Source organism: Amorphus coralli DSM 19760, assembly GCF_000374525.1.
Taxonomy (GTDB): domain Bacteria; phylum Pseudomonadota; class Alphaproteobacteria; order Rhizobiales; family Amorphaceae; genus Amorphus; species Amorphus coralli.
In genome coordinates this window covers 434,608-458,189 of sequence record NZ_KB894571.1, presented here as the reverse complement: position 1 = coordinate 458,189, position 23,582 = coordinate 434,608, and the positions used below count along the sequence as shown (strand labels likewise).

Sequence of the window (23,582 nt, the reverse complement as noted above, 5' to 3'; positions counted from 1 at the left end):
CTTCGGCCGCCGGGCACGCTCCTGAGCTGAACGAAGGCGGGCGCTTGCGTCCGCCTTTCGTCTATCTGGGGGAGGGCGCCCACCCCGGCGCGATCTCGCGGATCGGATCGTCGGCGAAGCGCGCCGCGGCGTCCGCCACCTTTTCGCCGGCGACCTCGATGTCCGGCCGGATGGTCGCCAGCGGGATCAGCACGAAGGCGCGGTTCAGAAGCTCCCGGTGCGGGATGATCAGGTCCGGCTCGCCGATTTCGCTGTCGCCATAGGTGAGGATATCGATGTCGATGACGCGCGGGCCCCAGCGGAAGGTTTCCGTGCGTCCCAGCTCCGCCTCGATGGCCTTGCATGCGGCGAGCAGATCGCGCGGCGACAGGGTCGTGCTGCCGGCCGCGCAGGCGTTGACGAACCAGTCCTGCGCCTCGAAGCCCCACGGCGGCGTCGCGAAGAAGGGCGAGGCGGTCTGAAGCACGATGCTGTCGGTCGCGTGCAGCCGGTCGAGCGCCGAGCGCACGGTCGCTTGTGCATCGCCGACATTGGCGCCGAGCCCGAAGGTGACGGAAACGGGACTCATCCGGAGGCGCGGTCTCGCCGGATGGACAGGCCGATGGTGTCGAAGATGCCGGCCACCGGCGCCGACGGCTTGCGGATCTCGATCTCCACGGCGGTGAGGCGCGGAAAGTCGGCCAGAAGCCGCTCCGCGATGGTTTCGCCCAGCGCCTCGATCAGCTTGAACCGCTCGTTCTCGGCAATCGCCCGCACCGTCTCGAAGACAGTGCCGTAGCAGACGGTCCGGGAATAGTCGTCGGTGCGGCCGGCCTCGCTGGTGTCCAGTTCGAGCACCAGGTCGATGTCGAAGCGCTGGCCGAGCTCGGCTTCTGCCGCGTGCAGGCCGTGTCGGGCGAAAACGGCGATGCCGCGAATGAAGAGACGGTCGGAACGCTCAGGCACGGTTGACGGCCTCCACCAGGGTTCGGGCGGCCACATGCTCGGCCACGTCGTGCACGCGAATGATGTCGGCACCGCCGGCCAGCACCAGCGTGTCGAGAACCAGGGTGCCCACCAGCCTGTCATCCACCTCCGCGCCGAGCAGTTTGCCGATCATCGACTTGCGCGACAGCCCGACCAGCACCGGGTAGCCCATGGCCCGGATCCGCCGAATGTCTCCGATCAGCGCCAGATTCTGCTGCAGCGACTTGCCGAAGCCGATGCCCGGATCGAGCACGACGCGTCGGTCAGAAAGCCCGGCCTTGCGCGCGATCGCCAGGCTTTTCTCGAAGAACCGCTCCAGGTCGTCGAAGATGTCGATCGTCGGATCGATTTCGGTGCGGTTGTGCATGACCACCGTTTCGGCATCGAAGGCGGCAGCGACGGAGGCGATCTCCGGCTCGCGCTGAAGGCCCCAGATGTCGTTCAGGATGGCAACGCCGGCGCTCAGTGCGCGTTCCGCCACGGCCGCCTTGGTGGTGTCGATGGACATGGGCCGCTGCAGCCGGTTGCGCAGTTCGCGGATCACCGGGATCACCCGGGCAAGCTCCGTCTCCACGTCGACCTTGCTGTGGCCGGGCCGGCTCGATTCACCGCCGATGTCGATGATGTCGGCGCCGGCGGCTTCCATGGCGAGCGCGTGGTCGATGGCCGTGGACAGCCGATCGTGCTGGCCGCCATCGGAAAAGGAATCGGGCGTGACGTTCAGGATCCCCATGATCCTGGCGCGGGCCGGCGGAGCCGGCGGGGCTTCCTCGAAGCCGGAGAGCGCGGTCATGGGCGGTGGCCGGGTCGGACCATGGGCGGACGTTTCCTCGATCGTGGTCTGAAATCGGTTGATGCAAACGGAGGATGGCTGGACCGGTCGCGCCGTCACGTCAAGAAAGTTCGGCGCCGCAGTCGGCTTGCGGGTGGCCGTTCGGGGTCATTCGTGCAAACTCCCCCGGTTTCCGGATCGTAAGCGAATCGAGACGTTTCATGGAGTGGTCCCAGCAACAGGAGGCTGCGCTCACGGCGGTGAGCCGCTGGCTGAAGCGCGGCGACAGTCAGGTGTTTCGCCTGTTCGGCTATGCCGGCACGGGCAAGACGACGCTGGCGCGCGAGATCGCGGAAGGCGTCGACGGCGACGTCCTGTTCGCCGCCTTCACCGGCAAGGCGGCCCAGGTCCTGCGCGAGAAGGGGGCGGAAAGCGCCCGCACCATCCACTCGCTGATCTACCGTCCACGCGGCGAGACCACCGAGGACGAGGAGGGGCAGGTCTCGCCCACCTTCTCCCTCAACAAGCAGAGCTCGGTCTCCAAGGCGGCGCTGCTGGTCATCGACGAGTGCTCGATGGTCGACGAGGCGCTCGGCAAGGATCTCCTGTCCTTCGGCACGCCCATCCTGGTGCTCGGCGATCCGGGTCAGCTTCCTCCTGTCGCCGGCGGCGGCTTCTTCACCGAGACCGAGCCGGACTTCATGCTGACCGAGGTGCATCGGCAGGCCCGCGACAACCCGATCATCGATCTGGCCATGCGGGTGCGCGAGGGCAGCCCAATCGAGCATGGACGCTACGGCGATAGCGCCGTCATCAGCCGTGCCGACGTGGACCAGGACATGGTGCTGGCCGCAGACCAGGTGCTGGTCGGCACCAACCGCACGCGCCGCGCCTACAATGGCCGCCTGCGCCAGCTGAAGGGCTTCACCGACGTGCTGCCGGAATCCGGCGACAAGCTCGTCTGCCTGCGCAACAACACCGAGAAGGGGCTCCTGAACGGCGGTCTGTGGACGGTGTCGTCGGTGTCGCGCAAGCCGGGCCAGTCGGTGCAGATGCTGGTCAGGGCCGAGGATGGCGGGGCCAAGGGGCCGGTCGCCAAGATCAAGGTGCTCAAGCAGGCCTTTCAGGAAGGACCGGAATCCATCCCCTGGCAGATGCGCCGCGGCACAGACATGTTCGACTACGGCTATGCCCTCACGGTGCACAAGTCGCAGGGCTCGCAATGGGACGACGTGGTGCTCTTCGACGAAAGTTTTGCCTTCAAGGAGCACCGCGATCGCTGGCTTTACACGGCGATCACCCGGGCGGCGAAGCGTCTGACCCTGGTCAGGTCCTGATTTTCTAGGATTTCAGGGTCCCTCACCATTTGCATTCGCCCTGAGGAGCGGTACAACGCGCCACGCTGTCGTTCGGCCGACGGCCGCTAGAAGGGCCGGGCCAGAGGCTGCCCGCCCGTTCGGCATGCATATTCAAGGAGAACACTGCGGTCATGCGCGTCTATTACGATCGGGATGCCGACCTGAACCTCATCAAGGGCAAGAAGATCGCCATCGTCGGCTACGGCAGCCAGGGCCACGCTCATGCCCTGAACCTGCGCGATTCCGGCGTGGCCGAGGTGGCCGTGGCGCTGCGTGAAGGTTCGTCTTCGGCTCGCAAGGCGGAGGCCGAGGGCTTCAAGGTGATGTCCGTTGCCGACGCGGCCAAGTGGGCCGACGTGGTGATGATGCTCACGCCGGACGAGCTCCAGGCCGACATCTACAACGAGAGCCTCGCGGCCAACATGAAGGAGGGCGCCGCCCTCCTGTTCGCGCACGGCCTCAACGTCCACTTCAACCTGATCGAGCCGCGCGCCGACCTCGACGTGCTGATGGTCGCCCCGAAGGGCCCGGGCCACACGGTGCGCTCCGAGTATCAGCGCGGCGGCGGCGTGCCCTGCCTGATCGCCATCGCCCAGGATGCCTCCGGCAACGCCCACGACATCGGCCTGTCCTACGCCTCCGGCGTTGGTGGCGGCCGCGCCGGCATCATCGAGACCACCTTCCGCGAGGAATGCGAGACCGACCTGTTCGGTGAGCAGGTGGTCCTGTGCGGCGGCCTGGTGGAGCTGATCCGGGCCGGCTTCGAGACCCTCGTCGAGGCGGGTTACGCCCCGGAGATGGCCTACTTCGAGTGCCTGCACGAGGTGAAGCTCATCGTCGACCTCATCTACGAGGGCGGCATCGCCAACATGAACTACTCCATCTCCAACACCGCCGAGTACGGCGAGTACGTCACCGGCCCGCGCATCGTGACGCCGGAGACCAAGGCGGAGATGAAGCGCGTCCTGGAGGACATCCAGTCGGGCACGTTCACCCGCAACTGGATGCTGGAGAACAAGGTCAACCAGACCTCGTTCAAGGCGACCCGCGCCCGCAACAACGCCCACCAGATCGAAGAGGTGGGTGCCAAGCTCCGCGACATGATGCCGTGGATCCGCGAGAAGGCGCTGGTCGACAAGGACAAGAACTAGCGCATCGCGCGCCGCTCGGGGCGGGGAGGGCAGCATGGCCGGAGACGACACTGTCCCGGTCCGCACCCTCCGATCCGCCGCGATCGGGTTCCGGGACGGGGCACCGTCCTTCGCCATTAGCCGGCGCGCCGAGATCGAGGCGCGCTGGCACTCCGCCGTCGCCGCCAACCCGGCCCTCTTCAACGGCACCGTCCTGATCTTCGAGGACATGGCCGTGGACGACGAGACGCTGACGGCCACGGGCCGTCCCGTCGACTATGCCACCTTCTCCGCCTTCATCGCCTGGAACGGGCCCGATGCGGGTCTGGTCAACCTGTTCGGCGCGGCCGCGATCGTCTCTGCCGACGGCCACCTGCTGCTTGGCCGGATGGGAGCCTCCACCGATGATGCCGGCACCATCAAGCTGGTCGGCGGCACGCCGGACCTGAGCGATGTCGGCGCCGACGGCGTCGACCTCACCGGCTCCATCGCCCGGGAAATGGAGGAGGAGACAGGGCTCAGGGCCGCCGATGCCACGGCCGATCCCGACCTCCTGTTCGTGTTCGACCATCCCTATGGCGCCGTGGCGCAGGTCCTGCGCTTTCCCCAGTCGACCGACGCGCTCGTGGCCCGCATCGAGGCCCATCTGGCGGCCGAGGCCGATCCGGAGCTCGCCGGCATCGTCGTCGTCCGGACACCCGGCGACGACGCCGTGCTAACCTGTCCGCCCTATACACGGGCGATCGCCCGCTTCATCCTGCCGGACTGACCCGGCCGCCGACGAACCATCCGAGAGAGGCACCGATGGACCGACGCTATGCCGTGCTCGACGTCTTCACCGAGGAAGCGCTGAGCGGCAATCCACTCGCGATCGTGCTGGATGCGGAGGGGCTGGACACGGCGCGGATGCAGGCCATTGCCGGCGAGTTCAATCTGTCCGAAACGGTGTTCGTGCTGCCGCCGGAACACACGGCCCATACCGCGCGGCTGCGCATCTTCACGCCTGGCACGGAGCTGCCCTTCGCCGGCCATCCCACCGTTGGCACGGCCATCTATCTCGGCCAGCAGCGCTTTGCCGATGCCGGTGCGGACGTTGATGCCATGATCGTCTTGGAGGAGGAGGTCGGGCCCGTGCGCTGCGGTGTCGTCCTGCGGCCGGGCGGTACCCATTATGCGGAGTTCGATCTGCCGCGCCTGCCGGAGGTGTCGGATACCGCGCCCGGAGCCGATGCGGTGGCCGAGGCCCTCGGGCTGGCGCCGCACGAGATCGGCTTCGGCCACTACCCGGTTTCCGTGGCGAGTGCGGGCGTCCCGTTCCTGATCGTCCCGGTAAACGGCCTCGACGCCGCGCGCCGGGCGCAGCCCCGTCCGGAGAAATGGGCGCAGGTGTTCGGCGAAGGCGGCGGCGGCCACGATTCCATCTATGTGTTCACAGCGGAGGTGGAGCGGCCGGACGCCACGCTGCATGCACGCATGTTCGGGCTCGGCATGGGGATCGGCGAAGATCCGGCCACCGGCGCTGCCGCGGCAGCCCTTTCGGGCGTGCTGCATCGCTACGGCCAGCTGACCGAGGGCAGCCATCGCTATCTCATCGAGCAGGGTGTGGAGATGGGGCGTCCGTCGCTGATCAGCCTGGAGCTGGACGTGGCGGACGGCGACCTGCACGGCGCGCGCATCGGCGGCTCGGCGGTGGTGATCGCCGAGGGCACGCTCCGGATCTGACGGGGCAGGTCGGAAAAGGACTGCAGGGCGGGAGCGAGGACCAGCCTCCGTCGAGGAGGCGGTCGCGGGCTCCCGGCTGCCTGTCAGCGGCGGGCAGGCCGTGTCGGCTCCGTCCGCTGCCACGATACCGCCGATCGATCCGGCCGGGCCGGAGGCGGATATCGCTCGTGATCTGTCAGGCTACGGGAACAAGCCGCGTATCAGCGGCGGCCACCGGCCGTCTTGGCACGCGGCTTGGCGATCAGGCCCTCGCGCTGCGCCTGCTTGCGGGCGAGCTTGCGGGACCGACGCACGGCCTCGTTTTCCTTGCGGACGCGCTTTTCAGACGGCTTCTCGTAGGCGCGGCGACGCTTGAGCTCGCGCATGACGCCTTCGCGCTGCAGCTTCCGCTTCAGCACCTTGAGGGCCTGGTCGACGTTATTCTCTCGGACTTCGACTTGCAGGGGAATTCTCCTTTCAACGGGTTGGCGGACCGTTTGAGCCGATCCGACCCGAAGGATCAAGAGCGGCTCGGCGACATAACGAAAAAAGCCCGGCCGGCCGGCCGGGCCTTTCATTGGCGTGCGGCCGAATCAGGCGTTGGCGAGATTCGTCGCGGCGTTCTTGCCCGAACGACGATCCGGCTCGACGTCGTAGCTGATGCGCTGACCTTCCTCGAGCGGAGCCATGCCGGCGCGCTCGACAGCAGTCGCGTGAACGAACACGTCAGGACCACCCTCGGCCGGCGTGATGAAGCCGTAGCCGCGCGTGTGGTTGAAGAACTTAACGGTACCGATAGCCATGTTGGCCTCCATGTAGACTAACGCAAATCTTTGCGTCACCTGCGCAACCAGCGCGCAGGAACTTACCCGAATTCAGCTTTAACTTGGGAGGCCGTTCTGAGCCAACACAGCAAGGCAGCGTGAAATCGCGACAGCACCGTATATGAGCCTCTTCCGGCCTGCGGTCAATGCCGATTGGGGCCTTCGGGGCGGTTTAAGGTGCAGCCGTAGGGTGTCGGTCGCACGGTTTGCGCCTCGGTGTCCGGCGCGGCGTTTTTTCAGGCAGAGCGCGGTGGTCGGCCGGTGGGGCGGGGCGACCGCGATTTGACGAATGCATGGCCGTGCGTGACAGTTGCGCCAGTGCAGCGTGTTCAGGGCGTTCGATGGGACCGGAACTGGACTTCTCGAACTTTGCCAGTGCCGGATCGTCGATCGCGGCCATGGCCGACAAGCTCGACCTTTCCACCGCCGAGACGAGCCGTGCGCTGACCGCGCTGATGCCGGCCTTCGCCGTCGCCTATCAGAGGGCGGCGGCCGACCCCGAACGCCTCAAGGAAGCGATCCAGGAGGCGATGCCGGTGGGCCGTTTCGACGACGACAGCGAACGGCTCAGCAAGGCCTTCTTCGGCCAGGACGATCTCGCCCGCGCGGTCATCGATCAGGCGGCGCGCTCAAGCGGTCTCGGGGCCGACATCGTGCGGACCCTGTTTCCGGCTGTGGCGGCCGACTTCGCGACCTCGCTGACCCGCAGCAACCGTTTCGGCACGGCCGGCGATCTGATGATCGCCTTCTTCCGCGGGTACGCGCGCGGGCGGTCCGGTGATCGCTCCGCCCCCAGCACCTTCAATCCCTGGCTCGATGCCATGTCGGCCTTCACCGACGGCTTCATGCGCAGTCAGGGCGATGAGGGGCCGACGGTCGCCACGAACACCGCGGCAATGGTGGACTCCGCCAACAACGCCGCAGCCGCCATGGGCTTTCCGGATGTCCAGGCCTATCAGCGGCTGTTCGACCAGTTCAGCGCGTTTGGCAAGACGGGCAAGTCATAGGGCCGGGCGCGACGCTGCGCGAATGCAGAACGGCCGGCGCTGGGGCCGGCCGTACTCGTCTCGTGCGTGGCCGTCGAATGGCCAGCGTGTGTTGAGGCTCGCGCTCGACGACGGGTCGGGTCAGGCTGCGCGATCGGCCGGTGTCGTGGCGGCGACCGCCTGGGTCCGTGCGTCGACGATCTGGCGCAGTTCCTCACGCTCTGCGGCCCGGCGGGAGACCGCACGCAGCCGCAGATAGGCCGTCGGGTCCTGCGAGGTGGGAGCGTCGAGCGCCCAGCGCACGTCGTCCCGGGTCACGCCGATGTCGCGCAACATGCGGTCGTCCGCCTCGATCAGCGTGTGCAGGGCGCGGCGGCCGCGATAGGCGCGCCACAGGCCCAGGGCCGCCGTGGCCAGGCGCGCGGTGAGGCCGGCACGCGGCGCGGCCCGGTGAATGGTGTCTTCGCTCAACCTCGTTTCGATCGACATCGTCTCTGTCCTCTCGTCCCTGGCCGCCCGGCCTCGGAGCCTGCTGCTCCATCTGCGGCCACTGCCGTCCCGTCACTTTCGACCGGATGCGGCTGCCGGTGCTTCGGTCGGTTCCGAAGCCTTCCCCACGCTGCAACTCAGGGTCAGGCTTCGATGCGCCCTTCCAATCCATTCGTCCAGCGAATATAACTGATGCCATATATCAATAACTTTGATGTGGGCGTTCATGGCCGCAAACCTCGACCTCGATCAGCTGCGCACCTTTCTCGCCATCGCCGACACCGGCAGCTTCACGCGTGCCGCTGAAATCGTTCACAAGACCCAGTCCGCCGTTTCCATGCAGATGCGGCGGCTGGAGGAGCGGGTCGGCAAGCCGATCTTCCTCCGCGATGGCCGCCAGTCGCGGCTCACGGAGGAGGGCGAGCGGCTCGTTCATTTCGCCAACCGGATGGTCAAGCTGAACGACGAGACGCTGTCGGCCTTCGACGACACCGAGCTTGCCGGACGGGTCCGGCTGGGGACGCCCGACGACTATGCCGACCGGTTCCTCCCGGAGATCCTGGCGCGCTTTTCCCGCTCCAATCCGCGCTCCGAGGTTACCGTGGTCTGTGCCCCGACCCCGCTCCTGATCGATGCGCTGCGGACCCGTGAGCTCGACGTCGCCATCGTCACCCACATTCCCGATCGCCGCCCCGGCATGGGCGAGGTCGTCCGCCGGGAGCCGCTGCTCTGGGTCTCCTCGGCCCGGCACGCCGTGCACGAGGAAGACCCGCTGCCCCTGGCCCTCGGCCGCCCGACCTGTGACTGGCGGGCCGCCGCCGTGGCGGCGCTGGAAGAGGTGCGCCGGCCTCATAAGGTGCTGTTCGCCAGCTGGAATTCCACCGGCGTCGGCGCGGCGGTCCTCGCCGGCCTTGCCGTGTCGGTCCTGCCGGAATCAGCCGTCAGGCCAGGAATGCGGGTCCTCTCTGAGAGCGACGGCTTTCCGCGCCTTCCCATGTGCGAGATCGCCCTGGCGCGCTCCTGGCTCGACCGCTCGCCGCTGATCGATGCGCTGGCGGGCCACATCGTCTCCTCGCTCGACAATCTGGCGGTGCCCGACGTCGCGATGGCGTAGTCCGCAGCCCGGCGCTTCTCGCTCAGCTCTGCGAGACGGCGAGCGGGCGTGACGCGGTCACGCGTGTCCAGGGCGACGCCGATGTCCCCGCGCGTCAGCCCGATGTCCGTCAAGATGTGGTCGGGCAGCTCAGCCAGCGTCGCAACCTCCGGCCGTGCCAGCCGCCGCCGGATCGCGGTCCAGGTCTGACCGACACGGCCAAAGCCGTCGCGGACGGCCCACAGCTTTTCGGCGGTCTCTTCCACACTCATCTCGATCTGAAGTCGCATGTGAAATCTCCATGCATTTGCCGTTTCCTATCGACGATGAGTATGTGAGATTGGGTATTGATCGGACTAACGAATATTTTTAGAAATATGCATGACGAAACGCGATTGATGGAGCCGGGACCATGGTGATGCGCAGTCTTGACCCCGATTTGCTGCGGACGTTCATGGCGGTGGCCGAGGCGCCGAGCTTTGCCGACGCAGGCCAGCGCCTGAACAAGACGCAGTCCACCGTGAGCGTGCAGATGCGCCGGCTGGAGGAGATCCTGCAGGTGCCGCTGTTCCAGAAGCGGGGGCGCAAGAACGAGCTCACCACGGCGGGGCAGGAACTGCTCGATTACGCCGTGCGGATCGTGCGCCTAAACGACGAGGCGGTGGGCCGCTTCCTGCGGCCGGCCATGAGCGGGCGGATCCGCATCGGCTGCCCGGACGACTACGCGGAAAGCTACCTTCCCGAGATCTTCGGCCGGTTCTCCCGCAGTTTTCCCACGGTGGAGGTCTCGCTGGAGTGTCAGTCGAGCGACGCGCTGCTGCGCCTCGTGGACGAGGGCGAACTCGACATCGCGCTCGTCACTCTCGTCAAGCCGAACAACCGCGCGCGTGTCGTCTACCGGGAGCAGCTTCAGTGGGTGGCGGGCACGTGTTGCGACGCGGAGAAGCAGTCGCCGCTGCCGCTTGCCGTCTGGCAGCCGGGCTGTGGTTGGCGGACGCTCACCATGCAGGCGCTCGACGGAGCCGGGATCCCCTACAGGATCGCCTATTCGGGCACCAACGCGGCGGCGCTCAGCATGGTGGTCCGGCAGGGGCTCGCCGTCGCCACCATGCCGCTGTGCATGGCGGGTGCCGGTTTCAGGACGCTGGGGCGGGCCGACGGCTTGCCGCCACTGCCCTCCTTCGACATCGGCCTGGTGCGTGGCAGCGACGACAACCCCATCGTCGAGGCTTTCTATGACCACGTCGTGGAGTGTTTCGACCGGCTGGAGCCCGTCGCCGCCTGAGGCAGCCTGGCTTCAGGTCTCTGACGAGGGGTGCCAGATCGGCTGGTAGCCGTTGTCCAGGACCGCGATCACCGACGGAGGGGTAAGGGCATAGGCGATCCCTGCGCCCGGACGCGGCTGGATTTCGGTGTAGCCGCCGCCCTCCCATTTCAGCAGCCGGTCGCCCCGGATCGCCCAGGCCTGCCAGATGGCGCCGGGGTCGTCGGGATCGCTTTCGGGGTTCGGCAACGCGATCATCGTGCCGTCGGGCAGGTCGGGGATCGGCTCCAGAAAGTGCTGGCGCATGCCGAGCGGCGTGCGTTCGCGGTGAAGCACCCGATCCATCTCCGGCGCCCGCGGCGGGCGCGGAAGGCCTTGGGCCTGGGCCCAGGCGGCGGCAAAGGCACGGGCCGCTGCCCGCCGGCAGCGGTAGCAGGGACGATGGCCGGCCGTCAGCGCTGTGACCTCGTCGGTGAAGAACAGCTCCGTGTAGCCCGGCCCCATCACGTGCCGTTTGGTGTCGCCGTGGTGCAGCGAACAGGAGATCCAGGCGCGCGACGTCCAGCGGCGTCCGCTGAGGAGCTTCGTTTCCGGATCGTGCAGGCGTCCGCCGCGATTGCCCATGAGCAGGCCGCGGGCGGAGATCGCCACGATTTCTCCGAACGGAGTGACGCGATTCTGAAGGGGCATGGCCGTGTGTCTCATGGCGCACAGAATGCACGCCATGAGGTTAACAGACGGTTAACCCTTTCGCCCAGCCGGCAAGTAAGCCTTTGAAAAGACGCCGAATAACCGGTTCGTCAACAGGGTAGGCGGGTCTCAGGCCCTGGCGCGTCGGTCCTGCAGGACGACGACCTTCGTGCCGAGCGGGACACGCTCGTACAGGTCCACCACGTCCTCGTTCATCAGCCGGATACAGCCCGACGAGACCGCGTTGCCGATGGACTTCTCCTCCGCCGTGCCGTGCAGCCGGAACAGGGTGTCGCGGTTGCCCTCGTAGAGATAGAGCGCGCGGGCGCCGAGCGGGTTCTTCGGTCCGCCGGGCATGCCGCCGGCATATTTCTTCGTCTCGGGCTGGCGAGCGATCATTTCTGCCGGCGGTGTCCAGGTCGGCCACTTCGCCTTGCGCTTGATGGTGGCGCCGCCGGCCCACGACATGCCTTCCCGGCCGACGCCGATGCCGTAGCGGATCGCGGTGCCATCGTCCTCGATCAGATAGAGAAAGCGGCTCTTGGTATCGACCACGATGGTGCCGGGGTCGAAGCCGCGCGGGGCGCGCACGCGCTGGCGGCGATAGGCAACCGGGATGGCGTTGGTGTCGGTCTTCGGGACGGGGAAACGTTCCTTCCCCTTCGGCTCGAGCGGCGGCACCGGCTGGTAACCGAGCGGCGACGTGGCCGTGGACATGCAGCCCGACAGGGACACCGCCCCCGCCAGGGCTCCAAACGCAAACAGTCGCCGCGTGAGCATTCACCAACCTCCAGAAAACCGAATCCCGTCTTGGGTTGGTCAATCTACTCGCACAGAAATCGTTCGAAGGGATCACCGAAACCTTATGGGATCGGCCCTTGGCCGTGCCTGGCTTGCCTGGCGCGCGCGGCAGCGGCCGGGAGAAACGCAGGCCCGGGTGCTCAGCGCCGGGCGGTGGCGCGCTCGCCGACGGTGCACAGGTCGCCGCCGTCATTGGCCCCTGGCGCGGCGGCCTGCATCACCAGCGGCGTTTCCTCCGGCTCCACCCCGACGATCTCCAGCACCAGCTTGCGGCGGATCGCGGCGGCGAAATCCTGACGGTTTCGGATCGGAACCTGGAAGGAGCCGGCACCGCCGATCACGCAGTTGCGGTAATAGCGTTCCAGATCGTCGACCACCGACCAGCGCTTGCCGTGTTCGTCCAGGACGATCGGCAGGCCGTTGATGGTGACGTTGCGCGCCACCGCCAACTCCCGAGCCTGGGTGACGGGGCGGCCATGGTCGTTCGGCCCGTCGCCGGAGACGTCAATGACCCGGCGCAGCCCCTCGTAGGCGTTGGTGTCTATCTGGTTGATGGAGAAGATCACCGCCTCGGAAATGGAGGTGCGGGTCTCGCCGCGGATCGGGGCATCCGCCAGTGCGTCCGCAAAGGCCTTGGCGGTGGTCTCGTCCTCGACGATACGCCAGTCGATGAGCACCCGCTCTTCGCCGGCATTGCCCCATTCCACGTAGGTCAGGGCGATCTTGCCGAGCAGGCCCGATTGGACGGCGGCGAGGAATTCCGGAGAGCGGATCGCGTCGACATAGCCCTTTCGCTGTAGGATCTGCTCGCCCATGGCCATGGAGCGCGAGACGTCGACCGCCATCACCAGTTCGACGTCGACCTCTTCGAGGCCGGCGGCCGCCGGGTTGGCCGAAAATGCGGCCAGGGCGCCGGCAAAGCCGACCGCAGCGAGATTGCGCCAGATGCTTGCCATGCCGTGACCTCCGACTCACGATGCGCACTCAATGCGTCATGTGACAGGAAGATGACGGCGCAATCAAGCAAAAGCGCACGATGTGCGTTCACATCGCTGTGCGCACTGGGTGCATCGCTTCGGGTCTGTGGATAACGGGGGAGGGTGCAGGCGGGACCGGCCTCAGCCCACAATCAGCACGTGGAGCGCGCGCGGGCCGTGCGCGCCCAGGAGCAGCGTCTGCTCGATGTCGGCGGAGCGCGACGGGCCGGTGATGAAGTTCACCGTGCGCGGCAGCGCCGTGCCGTAGCGGGTGCGCAGGGCCGACAGCACCGTCTCCATGTCGCCGGCGATGGTGTCGGCGTCGACGAGGATGATCGCTTCCTCGGGCAGGAAGGAGAGGGTGGTCGGGTTGTCGGCGCCGGAAACGGCCACCGATGTCCCGGTCTCGGCGATGCCGGCGAAGGCATAGACCAGCCCCGCCGTATCGCCGTCCTCGGCCGGTCCGGTTGCGACCTCGAGCGCCCCGGCCCGCTCCCACGGCATCTCCTCCAGCCGCGGATCGCTGCCCCGGCGCAGGCGGAGCGGCAGGCCGCGCGCCTCCAGGTGGGCGGCCAGCGCTGTCGGCACCTCGGCGCGCGATGTCACCCGCCCGGTGGTCCCGGCGACGGCTTCGAGCATCCGCCGGAACAGCGCGATCCGCTCCTCGTCCGGAAGCTGGCCCCGCGCGGGAACCGTATGGCGGCCATGCCGTTGCAGCCGCTCGGCGACGGCGCGCCGCCGCGCTGCGTCGTGTGACGGATCGACCTCCAGCGCCCGCTGGATCTTTCCCAGAATGTGCTCGCGCGCCTTCATGCTCCGCGCCTCGCCTTCCAGTCCGCCATGAAGGTGCGCGGTGCCGGCGCAGGCAGGTCCCGGTGCTTCGTCCAGCCTCCGGCCAGCGGCAAACTGGAGAGCCGCCCCTTCGTGCCGCCCGCCAGCGACAGGGCGCGGGCAGCCAGGCCGGTCAGCATCCGGTAGGCGCGCGGTCGGCGGGCGAGGAAGGCCCAGGCGCCGAGCCCCGTGCGTGCGGCGCGCGGCTGCAGATGGCGGGCGAACTCGTCCTCGCGCCAGTGTCGCATCAGCTTCGGCAACGGGATGCGCACCGGGCAGACGCTCTCGCATCGTCCGCAGAAGGTGGAGGCGTTGGGAAGCTGTCCCGCCTGGTCGACGCCGACCAGCGACGGCGTAAGTACCGAACCCATCGGGCCGGGATAGACCCAGCCGTAGGTGTGGCCGCCGACGGCGTGGTAGACCGGGCAGTGGTTCATGCAGGCGCCGCAGCGGATGCAGCGCAGCATCTCCTGGAAGTCGGTGCCGATCATGCCGCTCCGGCCGTTGTCCACCAGCACCACGTGAAAGGCCTCCGGCCCGTCCGGGTCGCCCTCGCGCCGCGGCCCCGTCGCCATGGTCGTGTAGACCGACATGTCCTGGCCGGTGGCGGAGCGCGCCAGCACCCGCAAGAGCGTGGCCGCGTCCTCCAGCGTCGGCACCACCTTCTCGATGGACGCGACGACGATGTGCACCTTCGGCAGCGACTGGGTGAGGTCGGCGTTGCCCTCGTTGGTGACGATCACCGCCGAACCGGTTTCCGCCACCAGGAAGTTGGCGCCGGTGACGCCGACATCGGCGGTCAGGAACTTCTGGCGCAGGATGGTGCGCGCCTCGCCGAGCAGCGTGGCCGGCTCGGCCAGGTCCCGTTCGTTCGGAAGATGGGTGTGGACGCGGCGGAAATCGGCCTCGATCTGGTCGCGGTTGAGATGGATCGCCGGCGCGATGATATGGCTCGGCGCCTCGTCGCGGATCTGCAGGATGTATTCGCCGAGATCGGTCTCGACCGGCGCGATGCCCTTCTTCTTCAGATAGCGGTTGAGCTCGATCTCCTCGCTCACCATGGACTTGGCCTTGGTGACCGTCTTCGCCTCGTGCTCGCGGCAGATGTCCAGCACCGCCCGGCGCGCATCGTAGGCGGTCTCGGCAAAGGTGACCGTCCCGCCCCGGGCCTCGACCGTCTCGCAGAAGGCCTCCAGATAGAGGTCGAGATGCGCCAGCGTGTGATCCTTGATCGCCTTCGCCTCGTCGCGCAGTTGCTCGAACTCCGGCAGCGCGTCCGCCGCCACCCGGCGCTTCTCGACGAAGCCGTGGCGGATGTTGCCGAGCGCGCGCTGCAGCTGCGCGTCGTCGAGAGCGCGTGCGGCGTTCTCCTTGAATGCGGGGGAGGTGACGTCCATTCCGCGTCTCCCGTTGTCAGCCCTTGCGGCCGGCCGCGATCGCCGGCGCGTCGCCCATGCCCGCCAGCACCTCGGCCACGTGGCGCGCGGCCACCGGCGAGCCCTTCCTCGACAGCTTGCCTGCGATGTTCATCAGGCAGCCGAGGTCGCCGGCCAGCACGGTGCCGGCCCCGGACGCCTCGATCGAGGCCACCTTGCGCTCCACCATCTCGTTGGAGATGTCGGGATACTTGACGCAGAAGGTGCCGCCGAAGCCGCAGCAGACCTCCGCGTCCTCCATTTCCGCCAGCGTCAGGCCGTCGACGCTCTCGAGCAGCTTGCGCGGCTGCGCCTTTATGGAAAGCTCGCGCAGGCCCGAGCAGGAATCGTGGTAGGTCACGCCGCCCTCGAACCGGCTTGCGACCGCGTCGACCCCGCGCACGTCCACGAGGAACGACACGAGCTCGTAAGTCTTCGCCGCCAGCGCCTCGGCGCGGCCGTGCCATTCCGGATCGTGGGCGAACAGCTCGACATAGTGGCGGGACACCATACCGCCGCACGAGCCGGACGGGACCACCACGTAGTCAAACTCCTCGAACGCCTCGATGACCTGGCGGGCGATGGCGGTGGTGGTGGCGCGGTCGCCGGAGTTGAAGGCCGGCTGGCCGCAGCAGGTCTGCGCCTCCGGCACTTCCACCGTGCAGCCGGCGTCTTCCAGCAGCTTCACGGTGGCGAAGCCGACCGCGGGGCGGAACAGGTCCACGAGGCAGGTCACGAACAGTCCCACGCGGGGAGGGGCGGCGCTATCGTCCGGCACGGCGCTCATTCGGATGCTCCCGTCGCGGGTTCGGCGTCTTCGGTCGGCGCCTCCGGCGTGCGCTCGGCGGCCTTCTTCCGGCTCGAGCCGGTGGCTCTGGACGCTCCGCGCGCGGTATCGAGGCGGGACAGGCGGCGCTCGGCCACGTCTTCCCAGGCGCCGACCCGTTCGATTTCGCGCAGCGTGCCCTCAACGTAACTCATGTGCCGCCGGGCGGCGAGGCGCGCCGCCTCCGGGTCGCCGGCCATGATGGCGCGGTAGATGGTGCAGTGCTGGTCGAGCAGCTTGTCGCGCGCCTCGGCGCTCTGGTAGAGGCGCGCGCGGCTGTAGAAGACGCCGTCGGCGAGCAGCCGGTAGCAGCCCCGCAGCGTGTGCAGGAGCACGATGTTGTGGGCGCTTTCGCCGATCGCGTGGTGAAACTCCACGTCGATCTCCGCTTCCTCGTCGAACGCCCCGTCCTGGTGCGCCGCCTGCATCTTCTCGATGAGATGGGTGAGGATCTCGCGGTCGGCGGCGGTGGCGCGGGTGGCGGCGAGTGCCGAGGTCACCTGTTCGATCTCGCAGCGGAAATCCAGGTAGTCGAAGACGGCCGAGGGATGGCGGTTGAAGAGCCGCACGATGGGCTCTGAGAAAACGGTGCCGATCACGTCGGCCACGAAGGTGCCGCCGCCGTGGCGCGCCACGATCAGGTCGCGCTCCTCCAGCGTTTTCAGGGCCTGCCGCAGGATCGGTCGCGACACGTCGAGCGTCTTGGCGAGGTCGCGCTCCGGGGGCAGCCTGTCGCCCGTCCTCAGGACGCCCTGCAGGATCAGATCCTCGATCTGATGCACGATCGCGTCCGCGGTGCGGTTGTGCACGATACGGTCGAATACCATGGCCGATTGCGGTTCTTGTTCTTTGCTCCGCCGACGGGTGATCTGCCGCCGACGGTGGTCTCCCTATCCCTCGAAGTATGCGGCGTGCGCGAGAGAGGTCAACGATCTTGTCCATTGCCGTACTGGTCGAATGGGTGACGTGTGCGTCGCGTGAAACTTAGAACGCTGCAAAATGCAAGTTTTGAGTGAGCCGGATTCCCGCCACTTTCGCGGACCTTTGCCCATGGAAAATCGGGGGAAGCAGCCGCCACGTCCCCGCTGCTGTCCGGGTTTTGCGGCCTTCTCAAGGTGCTGCGAACGCCGCGCGTGCGACAGACCGCTTGACACTGGTGGTCGGTCCGGCAAACCATTCCATCAAGGCGGGGCCGGGGTGGATGCATCCTTGCGTTGCTTCGGGGCATCGGCGGCACGAGACGGGAGCAACCCGTCCGGAGCGGACCGCGTCGGTCGCCTCCAACGATAACAATTCAGAGCATTCCAAGGGAGAGAGACAGCATGCAAGTCGATCACAGGATTCGTACGGCGGGCGCCTGCGCGTTCGCGGCCCTGATGGGCCTTGCCGGGGCCGTGTCCCTGGCCACCGATGCCGACGCGGCGGATCGCGTCCGCTGGCCGATGCCGATGTCGTTCGCCTCGACCCTCACCGCGCTCGGCGACACTGCGCCATGGGTGGCGGAGCAGGTCGACAAGATGAGCGGCGGCACCATCCGCCTGGAAGTCTTCGAGCCGGGCAAGCTCGTTCCGCCGCTGGAAATCTTCGATGCCGTGTCGGAAGGCAAGGTGGAGTCCGGCTACGCCTGGATGGGCTACGAGCAGGGCAAGGTCCCGGCCTCGGCCCTGTTCGGTGCGCGTCCCTTCGGCCTCGAGCCCGACCAGTATGCCGCCTGGATGTATTTCGGTGGCGGTGACGAGCTTCTGAAGGAGCTCTACAAGCCCTACAACGTTCACCCGATCTTCTGCGGCACCATCGCTCCGGAAGCGGCCGGCTGGTTCACCTTCGAGATCGAGAATCTCGACCAGGTGAAGGGCCTCAAGTTCCGTGCGGCCGGTCTCGGCGGCAAGGTGATGGAGAAGGTCGGCGCCTCGGTGACCGTGCTGCCGGGCGGCGAGCTCTACCAGGCGCTCGAAAAGGGCGTGCTCGACGCCACCGAGTTCTCGCTGCCGACCGTCGACGAGCAGCTCGGCTTCTACAAGGTGGCCAAGTTCTACCACCTGCCGGGCTGGCATCAGCCGTCCACCAGCCAGTTCCTCTACGTCAATCTCGACGCCTGGAACGGGCTGGACGAGCAGCAGCAGGCGATCATCAACACGGCCTGCTACGCCGGCGTGACCCATGCCATCGCCAAGGCCGAGGCGCTCCAGGGTGCGGTGCTCAACCGCTTTCAGGAGGAGTACGGCGTGAAGGCGGTGCAGCTTCCCGACGAAGTGCTGACGGCCCTGCAGGCCGCATCCGCGGAGGTCTTCGCCGAGGAGTCCGCCAAGGACGAGATGTTCAAGAAGGTCTACGAGTCCCAGCTCGCCTTCCAGAAGGAGAACAAGGGCTGGCACGAGCTCGGCTACCTGCCGCGCAGCTGGCCCGTCGAGGCCCAGCAGTAGGCCTCGTCCTCTCCTGACGTGAGCCTGCGGCGGGCCTGGTCCCGCCGCAGGCCGACTTGCCGTCGGCGCCACCGCCACGTGCAGAGCATCCAAGCCCGGAAGGAGCCGTTCCGTTGAGCGACGCGCACGACCGCATCATCGAGGCCGTCGAGGCGGCCGAACACGGCAAGACCGCGATCCCGCTTCCCGAGACGACCCTGTCGCGGGCCATCGATGCGGTGGTCAACTTCTTCGGGCGTGCGGTGTCGTGGCTCTGGGTGGTGCTGATCGGCATCATCCTGGTCAACGTGATCCTGCGCTACGTCTTCAACGAGGGTCTGATCCTGTTCGAAGAGCTGCAATGGCACGTCTACGCCATCGGCTTCATGATCGGCCTTTCCTTCGCCGTTGTCGGCGACCGCCATGTGCGCATCGACGTCTTCGCCGAGCACCTGTCGACCCGTGGCCGCGCCTGGATCGAGCTCTTCGGTCTGCTGATCTTCCTGCTGCCGGTGTCGACGCTCATCGCCATCGAGGCGGTTCCCTTCGTCCAGCGCGCCTGGGACATGAACGAGGTGTCGATTGCGCCGGGGGGCCTCAGCCATCGCTGGGCGCTCAAGTCGGTGATCGTCGTCGCCTTCGCGCTGATCGCGCTGGCCGCGCTCGCCCGCCTGTCGCGGGTGACGTCCTATCTCTTCCGCTTCCCCCGCCCGCTCGCGCCGCGCGAGTCCTAGACCCCGTCCCGGAACCGCACCCAGCGACAGGCCGACAGGCGCCATGGAAACCTACGAGATCCTCGTCATCGCCCTTCTGGGCTCGTTCATCGTCCTGCTTCTCACGGGATTTCCCATCGCGTGGATCCTGGCGGGGCTGTCGCTCGTCTTCACGCTGATCGGCATCGCGGGGCCGGAATATTTCGGCATCGATACCTACTTCCTGGATTCCTGGTCCGACTTCGCCATCGTGGTGAACCGGATCTGGAACCTCATGGAGAACTGGGTCCTCACGGCCTTGCCCATGTTCATCTTCATGGGGCTGATGCTGGAGCGCTCGGGCCTCGCCGAATCCCTGATGAAGAACTTCGTCCAGGTGTTCGGCCGCTTCCGGGGCGGCCTCGCCATCGCGGCGATCCTCATCGGCATCCTGTTTGCGGCCTCCACCGGCATCGTGGGCGCCTCGGTGGTGCTGCTCACGGTTCTGGCCATGCCGATCATGCTGGAGCAGGGCTATTCCAAGAGCCTCGCCGCCGGCGTGCTCGCTTCGTCCGGTACGCTCGGAATCCTCATTCCGCCGTCCATCATGCTGGTCATCATGGCCGACCAGCTGTCGCTCTCGGTGGGCGACCTCTTTCTCGGCGCCGTCATGCCGGGGCTGATCCTCGGCACCCTCTACATTCTCTACGTGCTCATCACCGCGGCGCTGAACCCGAAGGCGGCCCCGGCGCCCACCCATCTGGAGCCGCTCACCTTCGCCGTCATCGGCCGCACGCTGATCTCCGTGCTGCCGCCGCTGATCCTGATCTTCGCCGTGCTCGGCACCATCTTCTTCGGGGTCGCGACGCCGACCGAGGCCGCCGGCATCGGAGCCTTTGGCGCGCTCATGCTGGCGCTGGTCAACGGCCGGCTGAACTTCAAGGTCCTGAAGGAGGTCAGCTACGAGACCACCTACACGACCGCCTTCATCTTCGGAATCTTCGTCGGCGCCACGGCATTTGCGCTGGTCATGCGCTCCCTCGGCGGCGACCAGTTCATCGAGCACATCCTGGAATCGCTGCCCTTCGGCCCGAGCGGCATCGTCATCTTCGTGCTGTTCCTGGCCTTCATCATGGGCTTCTTCCTGGACTGGCTGGAGATCACGCTGATCTTCCTGCCGCTCATGGCGCCGGTGATCATCACGCTGGGCTTCGACCCGGTCTGGTTCACCGTGATGTTCGCCGTGGCCCTGCAGACCTCGTTCCTGACACCGCCGGTGGGCTTCTCGCTCTTCTATCTGAAGGGCGCCGCGCCACCGGAAGTCACGACGGTGGACGTCTACAAGGGCGTCATCCCGTTCGTGATCCTGCAGCTGATCGCCTTGGGACTGGTGTTCTCGTTCCCGCAGATCGTGCTCTGGCTGCCGGCGCAGGCGTACTGAGCAATCCCAGGAAAAGTGGGAACCGGTTTTCCGTCCGGGATTGCGGGGTAGGGAGCAATCGCAGGAAAAGTGGGGACCGGTTTTCCGTCCGGGATTGCGGCTAGAGGAATCCCCGCGCTCCGGGTTGGCTTCAGGCCTCCTGCCCCGTGCTCTTGGAGGATGGATGCGGGCGCATACCCATCCTGAGACGGACCTCGCGAGGGATGGCGTATTCGTCCAGGAATGCGTTGGTCCGGCGCAGGCCCATGAGTTCGCGCTGGACGACGATGTGCCAGAGCGCCTCGCCGGCCGCGGCGACCAGGGCGTCACGGTCTGGCGTCGCCTCGGCGCTGTGTTCCGCGTCGTGGTCGGCGAGCGCCTGAAGCTGCTTCTGCAGCACGCGCATCAGGCGGCCATGGGTACCGGCCATCTCGCCCCGGATCTCGTGGTCGAGGGCTTCCTCGAAGGCCGTGGTGTGCGATTTCGGCGCAAGCGACCGGGGTGGTCTGACGGACATTCCGCGCCTTCCGGCTGGAGAAATGGATCCAAGACGCCCGTGTGGCGGGGTGCTGGAGCCGCCATCACGGGACCATAAGTGTCCGATCCTACTTGAGGCGGAGAACCCGAATGCGCAAGGGCGGGGCGGCCGTTCCGTCCCTTGCGGCGTTGATGGAATTCTCATGCTTTGATCCTATCCTCGTTCGGATCGTTGCCCGCCCTTTTGTCACGGAGCCTTTCCATGCGGACGTTCATGCCGGCCCTCTTCGGCGTCCTCGGCGCGCTGACGCTGTCCGTCGCATCCGCCGAGGCCAACTTCTCTTCCTGCGTGGCCGGCCTGAAGCAGGCGGCGGTGCGGGCGGGGATCAGCCCGGACCTCGCCGCGCGGGCGCTGGATGGCGCAAAGCCGGATCCGGACGTGATCCGCTTCTCCCGCTCGCAGCCGGAGTTCAAGACGCCGATCTGGGACTACATGGCCTTCCTCGTCGACGAGGAGAGGGTGCGCGACGGCAAGCAGATGTTGCGCAAGTACGACCGGGTGCTGCGCGACGTGGAGCGCCAGTACGGCGTCGACAAGCACGTGGTCGTGGCGGTGTGGGGCGTGGAGACCGATTACGGCAAGACCGTCGGTGAATTCTTCCTGCCGCACGCCCTCGCCAACATGACCTGCCAGGGCGGCCGGCGTGCCGACTTCTGGCGCGGCGAGCTGATCGCGTCATTGTCGCTGGTGCAGGGCGGCGACCTCGATCTCGACGAGCTCTACGGCTCCTGGGCAGGCGCCTTCGGCCAGACCCAGTTCATCCCGTCCACCTACAAGCGTCTGGCGGTGGACTTCGACGGCGACGGCCGGCGCGATCTCGTTCGCTCGGTTCCCGACGCGCTCGGATCGACCGCGAACTATCTGCGCAAGGCCGGCTGGCAGCCGGGGCAGCCGTGGATGATCGAAGTGAAGGTTCCGGCCAGCTATTCCGGACCGTCGGGCCGCAAGGCGAAGGCATCGCTATCGACCTGGGGCAGCCGCGGCGTGGTGCGCGCCGACGGGCGGCCGATCTCCGGCGGCGGGTCTGCCGGCCTCCTGCTGCCTGCCGGCCCGCGCGGCCCGGGCTTCCTGGTGTTCCGGAACTTTGACGCGATCTACTCCTACAATCTGGCGGAATCCTACGCGCTGGCGATCTCGCATCTGGCCGATCGTCTCGCCGGCTATCCGACCTTCCGCACGCCCTGGCCCACGGACGATCCCGGCCTGTCGCGCGCCGAGCGGCTGGAGCTGCAGAAGCTTCTCAACGCCAAGGGCTTCGATGCGGGCAAGCCGGACGGCAAGGTCGGTCCGCAGACCCAGGCGGCGATCTCCCGGGCGGAGGCGCGCTACGGTATGGAGCAGACCGGCCGGGCGGGCCGCAAGATCTACGAGGCGCTGGGCGGCAAGGGGGCTGCTGGCGGCACCGGCTTCCGGATGCCCAACATCTTTCGCGGCCTGACAGGGCAGAAGGACTGACGCCATGAAACTCATGCGAGCGGGATCGACCCCGAGCAAGGTGGCGCCGGCGGACTATTTCACCGGCACCGTCTGGATGGATCCGGTCGGCGAGGCCGAGGAGCCCGGTCGCGCCCGCGCGCTCCTGGTGACCTTCGCGCCGGGCGCCCGCACCAACTGGCACACCCATCCCTATGGACAGATGCTCTTCGTCGCCTCCGGCACCGGGCGCTGCCAGAGCGAGGGCGGCCCGGTGCGGGTGCTGCGGCCGGGCGACCGCGTCTGGTTTCCCGCAGGCGAGCGCCACTGGCACGGCGCCGCCCCCGACGCGGTCATGAGCCACATCGCCATCCAGGAGGCGGAGGACGGCGAAACGGCCACCTGGCAGGAGCCGGTCTCCGACGCCGATTACGCCGCCGCACCGGCGGACTGAGGGCCGCCATGGCCAGCCCTTTGCCCCGATGACCGTCCGCGCTCCGGTTCCGGACCCGCCGGCCGAGGTGGCACGGGCCTTCGACGCCTTTCCCGCCGCGGTGCGTACCCGGCTCCTGGAGGTCCGCGCGCTGATCTTCTCTACGGCGGACGGCCTCGACGGCGTCGGTCCGCTGACCGAGACGCTGAAATGGGGCGAACCGGCCTACCTCACCGAGGCAAGCCGGAGCGGCACCACCATCCGGCTCGGCGTGCTCCGCGACGCGCCGCCGACCCCGGCCCTCTTCGTGAACTGCCAGACGACGCTCGCCGACGATTTTCGCGCGCTTGCACCGGAGCTCGAATGCCGGGGCAGCCGCGCGCTGCTTCTGCCCGCCACCGGCCCGCTCGACGCCGAACCCCTTCGCCGCTGTCTGGCGCTCGCGCTGACCTATAAGCGGCGACGGCGGGGCGGCCCCGCGTCCCCCACCGAACGGCGTTGAGCGGGGAGGTCATCCGCTTCCCCGCACGCCGTCCGATGTGCCAGTGTGGCGGCGCTGCC

The 23,582-nt window shown here is 67.7% G+C and carries 27 protein-coding genes and 1 pseudogene; 13 read left to right on the top strand and 15 right to left on the bottom strand.

Annotated elements, in window-relative coordinates:
- Positions 1 to 61: 61 nt before the first annotated feature.
- From folK to folP, 3 genes are read right to left on the bottom strand one after another with little or no spacing between them, the layout of a single operon-like run.
- Complete coding sequence (gene folK / locus C507_RS0106280) at positions 62 to 568, bottom strand: 2-amino-4-hydroxy-6-hydroxymethyldihydropteridine diphosphokinase (RefSeq protein WP_018698819.1); 507 nt, start codon at positions 566 to 568, stop codon at positions 62 to 64.
- Entirely contained in the window at positions 565 to 945 is a 381-nt protein-coding gene (gene folB / locus C507_RS0106275) for a dihydroneopterin aldolase (RefSeq protein WP_018698818.1), read from the bottom strand. The genes folK and folB overlap by 4 nt, the downstream gene beginning before the upstream one ends.
- Positions 938 to 1,759, bottom strand: a complete 822-nt coding sequence (folP, locus tag C507_RS0106270) for a dihydropteroate synthase (protein ID WP_018698817.1) — start codon at positions 1,757 to 1,759, stop codon at positions 938 to 940. The genes folB and folP overlap by 8 nt, the downstream gene beginning before the upstream one ends.
- A 200-nt stretch (positions 1,760 to 1,959) precedes the next feature.
- Here folP and C507_RS0106265 point away from each other — a divergent pair, with 200 nt between their 5' ends.
- The 4 genes from C507_RS0106265 to C507_RS0106250 all read left to right on the top strand — a co-directional run bounded on the left by C507_RS0106265 (position 1,960) and on the right by C507_RS0106250 (position 5,948).
- Positions 1,960 to 3,075: an ATP-dependent DNA helicase gene (locus C507_RS0106265; protein ID WP_018698816.1), complete on the top strand. Its 1,116-nt coding sequence runs from the start codon at positions 1,960 to 1,962 to the stop codon at positions 3,073 to 3,075.
- A 152-nt stretch (positions 3,076 to 3,227) separates the two neighbouring features.
- Positions 3,228 to 4,247 carry a ketol-acid reductoisomerase gene (gene ilvC / locus C507_RS0106260; RefSeq protein WP_018698815.1) on the top strand — a complete coding sequence of 340 codons (1,020 nt, stop codon included), beginning with the start codon at positions 3,228 to 3,230 and terminating at the stop codon, positions 4,245 to 4,247.
- A gap of 34 nt (positions 4,248 to 4,281) precedes the next feature.
- Positions 4,282 to 4,995 carry an NUDIX hydrolase gene (locus tag C507_RS20545; protein ID WP_018698814.1) on the top strand — a complete coding sequence of 238 codons (714 nt, stop codon included), beginning with the start codon at positions 4,282 to 4,284 and terminating at the stop codon, positions 4,993 to 4,995.
- A gap of 35 nt (positions 4,996 to 5,030) precedes the next feature.
- Entirely contained in the window at positions 5,031 to 5,948 is a 918-nt protein-coding gene (locus C507_RS0106250) for a PhzF family phenazine biosynthesis protein (protein WP_018698813.1), read from the top strand.
- Between the two features lie 200 nt (positions 5,949 to 6,148).
- Here C507_RS0106250 and rpsU read toward each other — a convergent pair whose 3' ends face one another.
- Both rpsU and C507_RS0106240 read right to left on the bottom strand, forming a co-directional pair.
- Positions 6,149 to 6,505: a 30S ribosomal protein S21 gene (rpsU, locus tag C507_RS0106245; RefSeq protein WP_018698812.1), complete on the bottom strand. Its 357-nt coding sequence runs from the start codon at positions 6,503 to 6,505 to the stop codon at positions 6,149 to 6,151.
- 15 nt (positions 6,506 to 6,520) lie between these two features.
- On the bottom strand, positions 6,521 to 6,730 hold the full coding sequence (locus tag C507_RS0106240; RefSeq protein ID WP_026318894.1) for a cold-shock protein: 210 nt from the start codon (positions 6,728 to 6,730) through the stop codon (positions 6,521 to 6,523).
- A gap of 362 nt (positions 6,731 to 7,092) precedes the next feature.
- On the opposite strand from C507_RS0106240, the gene C507_RS0106235 reads away from it, so the two are divergent.
- Entirely contained in the window at positions 7,093 to 7,758 is a 666-nt protein-coding gene (locus C507_RS0106235; protein WP_018698810.1) for a hypothetical protein, read from the top strand.
- 120 nt (positions 7,759 to 7,878) lie between these two features.
- Here C507_RS0106235 and C507_RS22275 read toward each other — a convergent pair whose 3' ends face one another.
- Positions 7,879 to 8,226 (bottom strand): YjiS-like domain-containing protein, encoded by a 348-nt coding sequence (locus C507_RS22275; RefSeq protein ID WP_018698809.1) that lies wholly within the window; start codon positions 8,224 to 8,226, stop codon positions 7,879 to 7,881.
- Between the two features lie 226 nt (positions 8,227 to 8,452).
- Here C507_RS22275 and C507_RS0106225 point away from each other — a divergent pair, with 226 nt between their 5' ends.
- Complete coding sequence (locus tag C507_RS0106225; RefSeq protein WP_040400759.1) at positions 8,453 to 9,340, top strand: LysR substrate-binding domain-containing protein; 888 nt, start codon at positions 8,453 to 8,455, stop codon at positions 9,338 to 9,340.
- A gap of 92 nt (positions 9,341 to 9,432) precedes the next feature.
- Here C507_RS0106225 and C507_RS23425 read toward each other — a convergent pair.
- Positions 9,433 to 9,591: pseudogene (locus C507_RS23425) on the bottom strand (YjiS-like domain-containing protein); the annotation flags it as partial.
- Between the two features lie 146 nt (positions 9,592 to 9,737).
- Here C507_RS23425 and C507_RS0106220 point away from each other — a divergent pair.
- Positions 9,738 to 10,604, top strand: coding sequence for a LysR substrate-binding domain-containing protein (locus tag C507_RS0106220; RefSeq protein WP_026318893.1), 867 nt, complete (start codon positions 9,738 to 9,740; stop codon positions 10,602 to 10,604).
- 12 nt (positions 10,605 to 10,616) lie between these two features.
- Here the strand turns inward: C507_RS0106220 and C507_RS0106215 are convergent, their stop codons facing one another.
- The 7 genes from C507_RS0106215 to C507_RS20535 form a co-directional block, all read right to left on the bottom strand.
- Positions 10,617 to 11,273 carry a hypothetical protein gene (locus tag C507_RS0106215; protein ID WP_018698806.1) on the bottom strand — a complete coding sequence of 219 codons (657 nt, stop codon included), beginning with the start codon at positions 11,271 to 11,273 and terminating at the stop codon, positions 10,617 to 10,619.
- 129 nt (positions 11,274 to 11,402) lie between these two features.
- Positions 11,403 to 12,053 (bottom strand): L,D-transpeptidase, encoded by a 651-nt coding sequence (locus C507_RS0106210; RefSeq protein WP_018698805.1) that lies wholly within the window; start codon positions 12,051 to 12,053, stop codon positions 11,403 to 11,405.
- A gap of 161 nt (positions 12,054 to 12,214) precedes the next feature.
- Positions 12,215 to 13,030: a DUF1194 domain-containing protein gene (locus tag C507_RS0106205; protein WP_018698804.1), complete on the bottom strand. Its 816-nt coding sequence runs from the start codon at positions 13,028 to 13,030 to the stop codon at positions 12,215 to 12,217.
- 162 nt (positions 13,031 to 13,192) lie between these two features.
- On the bottom strand, positions 13,193 to 13,864 hold the full coding sequence (locus tag C507_RS0106200; RefSeq protein ID WP_018698803.1) for a LutC/YkgG family protein: 672 nt from the start codon (positions 13,862 to 13,864) through the stop codon (positions 13,193 to 13,195).
- Positions 13,861 to 15,279 carry a LutB/LldF family L-lactate oxidation iron-sulfur protein gene (locus tag C507_RS0106195; protein WP_018698802.1) on the bottom strand — a complete coding sequence of 473 codons (1,419 nt, stop codon included), beginning with the start codon at positions 15,277 to 15,279 and terminating at the stop codon, positions 13,861 to 13,863. Before C507_RS0106195 ends, C507_RS0106200 begins: the two co-directional genes overlap by 4 nt.
- A gap of 16 nt (positions 15,280 to 15,295) precedes the next feature.
- On the bottom strand, positions 15,296 to 16,084 hold the full coding sequence (locus tag C507_RS0106190) for a (Fe-S)-binding protein (RefSeq protein ID WP_018698801.1): 789 nt from the start codon (positions 16,082 to 16,084) through the stop codon (positions 15,296 to 15,298).
- Positions 16,081 to 16,950, bottom strand: coding sequence for an FCD domain-containing protein (locus C507_RS20535; RefSeq protein ID WP_018698800.1), 870 nt, complete (start codon positions 16,948 to 16,950; stop codon positions 16,081 to 16,083). The genes C507_RS0106190 and C507_RS20535 overlap by 4 nt, the downstream gene beginning before the upstream one ends.
- A 495-nt stretch (positions 16,951 to 17,445) precedes the next feature.
- Between C507_RS20535 and C507_RS0106180 the strand changes: the two genes are divergently transcribed.
- The 3 genes from C507_RS0106180 (at position 17,446) to C507_RS0106170 (ending at position 20,658) form a co-directional block, all read left to right on the top strand.
- A complete protein-coding gene (locus tag C507_RS0106180; protein ID WP_018698799.1) occupies positions 17,446 to 18,546 on the top strand; it encodes a TRAP transporter substrate-binding protein in 1,101 nt (366 codons plus the stop codon).
- 113 nt (positions 18,547 to 18,659) lie between these two features.
- Complete coding sequence (locus C507_RS0106175) at positions 18,660 to 19,259, top strand: TRAP transporter small permease subunit (RefSeq protein WP_018698798.1); 600 nt, start codon at positions 18,660 to 18,662, stop codon at positions 19,257 to 19,259.
- A gap of 43 nt (positions 19,260 to 19,302) precedes the next feature.
- On the top strand, positions 19,303 to 20,658 hold the full coding sequence (locus C507_RS0106170; protein ID WP_018698797.1) for a TRAP transporter large permease: 1,356 nt from the start codon (positions 19,303 to 19,305) through the stop codon (positions 20,656 to 20,658).
- Positions 20,659 to 20,788: 130 nt separating this feature from the next.
- Here the strand turns inward: C507_RS0106170 and C507_RS20530 are convergent, their stop codons facing one another.
- Positions 20,789 to 21,154, bottom strand: a complete 366-nt coding sequence (locus tag C507_RS20530) for a DUF6665 family protein (RefSeq protein WP_018698796.1) — start codon at positions 21,152 to 21,154, stop codon at positions 20,789 to 20,791.
- Positions 21,155 to 21,376: 222 nt separating this feature from the next.
- Here C507_RS20530 and C507_RS0106160 point away from each other — a divergent pair, with 222 nt between their 5' ends.
- The 3 genes from C507_RS0106160 to C507_RS0106150 are packed head-to-tail and all read left to right on the top strand — an operon-like array spanning position 21,377 to position 23,523.
- Complete coding sequence (locus C507_RS0106160; protein ID WP_018698795.1) at positions 21,377 to 22,630, top strand: lytic murein transglycosylase; 1,254 nt, start codon at positions 21,377 to 21,379, stop codon at positions 22,628 to 22,630.
- A 4-nt stretch (positions 22,631 to 22,634) separates the two neighbouring features.
- Positions 22,635 to 23,042, top strand: a complete 408-nt coding sequence (locus tag C507_RS0106155) for a (R)-mandelonitrile lyase (RefSeq protein ID WP_018698794.1) — start codon at positions 22,635 to 22,637, stop codon at positions 23,040 to 23,042.
- A 28-nt stretch (positions 23,043 to 23,070) separates the two neighbouring features.
- A complete protein-coding gene (locus C507_RS0106150) occupies positions 23,071 to 23,523 on the top strand; it encodes a DUF1801 domain-containing protein (RefSeq protein ID WP_018698793.1) in 453 nt (150 codons plus the stop codon).
- Positions 23,524 to 23,582: the final 59 nt, after the last annotated feature.